The 3,547-nt window shown below is 56.7% G+C and carries 4 protein-coding genes; 3 read left to right on the plus strand and 1 reads right to left on the minus strand.

Going from position 1 to position 3,547, the window contains the following annotated elements:
- The first annotated feature begins 55 nt into the window (after positions 1-55).
- The 3 genes from IQ273_RS31755 to IQ273_RS31765 all read left to right on the plus strand — a co-directional run bounded on the left by IQ273_RS31755 (position 56) and on the right by IQ273_RS31765 (position 2,649).
- Positions 56-1,804 carry an ABC transporter ATP-binding protein gene (locus IQ273_RS31755; protein WP_194027078.1) on the plus strand — a complete coding sequence of 583 codons (1,749 nt, stop codon included), beginning with the start codon at positions 56-58 and terminating at the stop codon, positions 1,802-1,804.
- Positions 1,805-1,996: 192 nt separating this feature from the next.
- On the plus strand, positions 1,997-2,239 hold the full coding sequence (locus IQ273_RS31760) for a hypothetical protein (protein WP_194027079.1): 243 nt from the start codon (positions 1,997-1,999) through the stop codon (positions 2,237-2,239).
- 2 nt (positions 2,240-2,241) lie between these two features.
- Positions 2,242-2,649 (plus strand): type II toxin-antitoxin system VapC family toxin, encoded by a 408-nt coding sequence (locus tag IQ273_RS31765; RefSeq protein ID WP_194027081.1) that lies wholly within the window; start codon positions 2,242-2,244, stop codon positions 2,647-2,649.
- A gap of 52 nt (positions 2,650-2,701) precedes the next feature.
- On the opposite strand, the gene IQ273_RS31770 is transcribed toward IQ273_RS31765, so the two are convergent.
- Positions 2,702-3,406 (minus strand): TVP38/TMEM64 family protein, encoded by a 705-nt coding sequence (locus IQ273_RS31770; RefSeq protein WP_194027080.1) that lies wholly within the window; start codon positions 3,404-3,406, stop codon positions 2,702-2,704.
- Between the last annotated feature and the right edge of the window lie 141 nt (positions 3,407-3,547).

Raw genomic sequence — 3,547 nt, forward strand, 5'->3', positions numbered from 1 at the left:
CCTCAATGCACCCCTCAAATTCGTCTAGGATAGGGGGGCAATTAGGGCAGATACTATGGCGCGATCGCAGCTACAAAAACTGGGCACCTACCTCCGCCCCCACTGGCAAAAGGTGGCTCTAGGGGTTGGTGCGCTGTTTGTCGTCAACCTGGTGGGGGTCAGAATACCGCTGCTGATTCGCAACGGCATTGACGAACTGCAGGTTACGTTTAGCTTCAATCGGGTGATGTACTACGCCCTCATGGTGCTAATTCTGGCCTCGGTGATGTGGGTGATTCGTATGGTGTCGCGCATTACCCTGTTTGGGGTGGGGCGTCAGGTCGAGTTTGACCTCAAGCAGCGCATCTTTCAGCACCTGCTGCGTATGGAGCCTGCCTACTTTGGCCGCAACACCGCCGGAGAACTAATCAGCCGCGCTACCAGCGATGTCGACAATATTCGCCGCCTGCTGGGGTTTGCCATTCTGAGTTTGGCCAACACTCTGTTTGCCTACGCCCTGACCGTGCCGGTGATGCTCTCGATCAACGTGCGGCTGACGCTGATCTCGCTGATTGTGTACCCGCTGATGCTGGTGTTGGTACAGATCTTTAGCCATCGCTTGCGATCGCAGCAGCTCGAAGTTCAGGAGCGCATCTCTGACCTCAGCGACATGATCCAAGAAGACATGAGCGGCATTTCGCTGATCAAAATTTACGCTCAAGAAAACAACGAGCGCCGCGCCTTTAGCCGCCTCAATACCCGTCTGCTCGATGCCAACCTCATGCTGGCCCGCACCCGAAACACGCTGTTTCCGCTGCTGGGGGGGCTGGCCAGCATTAGTCTGCTGGTGATTTTGGCCTCTGGGGCAGGGGCGATCGCCAGCGGTGCGCTCACGGTGGGCGATTTTGTCGCGCTGCTGCTCTACGTCGAGCGGCTGGTGTTCCCCACGGCGCTGCTGGGCTTTACCATTACCGCCTACCAGCGTGGCGAGGTCAGCATTAACCGGGTCGAAGAAATTCTCGACGCCGAGCCCGAGGTACAGACCTCTCCCAGCGCCATTCCGCTGTCGTTAGAGCAGGTGCAGGGCAGCCTGGAGGCCCGCCACCTCAGCTATGCCTACCCCGACAGCAAAACCCCCGCCCTCGATGCGGTTAGCTTTAAGATTGCGCCCGGCGAGCGAATTGCGATCGTAGGCCCCATCGGCTCGGGCAAGTCGACCTTGGCCAACGCCCTGCCCCGCCTGCTCGACATTGGCCCCGGCCAGCTGTACCTAGATGGCTACGATGTGACCGAGCTGCCGCTGGGAGATCTTAGGCGGGCGATCGCCTACGTGCCCCAAGACAGCTTTCTGTTCAGCACCAGCATCCAAAACAACATCCGCTACGGCGAACCGCACACGGAGTTTCCCGAAGTGCAGTACGCCGCCAAACAGGCCCAAATGGATGAAGAAATCGCCAACTTCCCCCAGCAGTACAAGACTATCGTGGGTGAGCGCGGTATTACGCTCTCGGGTGGGCAACGGCAGCGCACTGCCCTGGCCCGCGCCCTGGTGGTCGATGCCCCCATTTTGGTGCTCGACGACGCCCTCTCCAGTGTGGACAACAGCACCGCCACCGCCATTCTCAACGCCCTCTCGGAAGGCACCCAGCAAAAGACCGTGCTGTTTATCTCCCACCAAATGTCTGCCGCCGCCACCGCCGATCGCATTTTTGTAATGGACAAAGGCCGCATTGTGCAACAGGGCCGCCACAGTGATTTGGTGCAGCAGCCCGGCCTCTACCGCGACCTCTGGGAGCAGCACCAGCTAGAGTCGGTACTGCAGTAGCGAGCCGATTTATCGGGGGATTGTTCCTGTTATAGGGTTGGGGGGCGCTATCGATTTACTCACGATTTGCTGCGCAAGCGGTTTGCTGAGCGCTATAACCCAAATTTCCCAAAAAGTCTTCCTCGACGCTCTAAAAGAGCAGTCAATTAAACCTATTCCAGCATAAAGAATATAGCAAGGGAGATAACCACAATGGAAAGTATTAAAGTACGTCAGCACATCGGGCAAGATGGCATTTTACATCTCGATCTCCCAGTTGGGTTAACCGATCGCGATGTAGACGTGATGGTGATATATCAACCTGTTCAGTCATTAGCTTCTGTAGAAAGTTCTCTAGAAACTCTCTACGGCATCTGCGCCGATGACCCCATTGTGACTGATGGGCACGGCATTTCAGCCACCCTTGACGACGATTTGACCGGAGCTTTCGATTGAGCGTGCGCTACTTGCTCGATACCAACGTATGCGTCATGTTTTTGAACGGTCGATCGGCTTTGGTGCGCGATCGCCTACTGTCTACACCAACTGAAGCTATGGTAATTTGCTCAGTGGTTAAAGCTGAGCTTTTTTACGGTGCCCTGCGCAGCAACAATCCAGCCCAAACGCTAGCGCGACAGCAGTTGTTCTTAAAACAATTTACCTCGCTCCCCTTTGATGATGGAGCGGCTTTGGCGGCTGGAAGAATTCGGGCCAGCCTTGCCAGTTCAGGAACTCCTATTGGCCCCTATGACCTGCAAATAGCGGCGATCGCTCAGATAAACAATCTGATCTTAGTCACCCACAACACGCGAGAGTTTGAACGTGTGGATGGTTTACAGATTGAAGACTGGGAACTTGCTTCGTAATACAAGTAACTCACCCGAAGGACATCGGTAACCGGGTTTCTGTACCGGCATTCTAACGATCGCGCTCAGATGACTCCTCTGCACAGTCCGGTTTCAGCGCTTGGCGAGTCAGGCTGGTGGTGTACCAACCGGCGGAGAGCGCTAGCATAGCCCCCCCGCCCTGAAGCGCCAGTTTGCCGGCGGTCGGCCCCTCTTGAAATAGAGAAACGCCAAACGAGCCCAGATAGACGTACAGCGTAATCACCGGCAGCATACCCACCCACGAAAAAAAGCAGTACTGCCAGAAGTTGACGCGGGTGCAGCTAAAGCCATAGTTGAGAATATTCGATGGCACCAGGGGCGACAGCCGGGTGAGCAGCAGAATCTTCCAGCCCTTTTGGCCCACGGCGTGGTCGAGTTGGGTAAAGTGGGGATTTTTACTGATCCAGCGTTTGATCCGATCGCGCGCCAGCCCCCGCCCCACTCCGTAGCAGGCGATCGCCCCCAAAAGGTCTGCGACAGAAGCCACCGCAACGCCCTTCAGCCCAAAGGCAGCCCCCGCCACCAAGATGAGCACGATGTTGGGCAAGCCCACCACGGTAGCCAACACGTACAGCCCGATAAAGGCTGGAATGGCTCCATTGCCCAGTGCCGATAGCCAGTGGTAGGTGCCCACAAACCAGTCTTGCAGCGGCAGCTTGCTACTCAGCAGCGCCAGCCCCGCGCCAGCCGCCACCAAAAGCCAAAACCTACGGCTCCGCAAAAATGTCAGTTTCATGATTAGTGTGATCCCCGACCCATAGAGCCTGCATCGGAGATGCTTAATCGTAATCAGCGATCGCAGGTTTCAGCGTCTGCCCTAGGATGCGTAAGCGGTAGGGCACCAGCCTCCGCCACCGCCACAGACCCAATGCCTATC

It is taken from the genome of Nodosilinea sp. LEGE 07298 (assembly GCF_015207265.1).
Lineage (GTDB): Bacteria > Cyanobacteriota > Cyanobacteriia > Phormidesmidales > Phormidesmidaceae > Nodosilinea.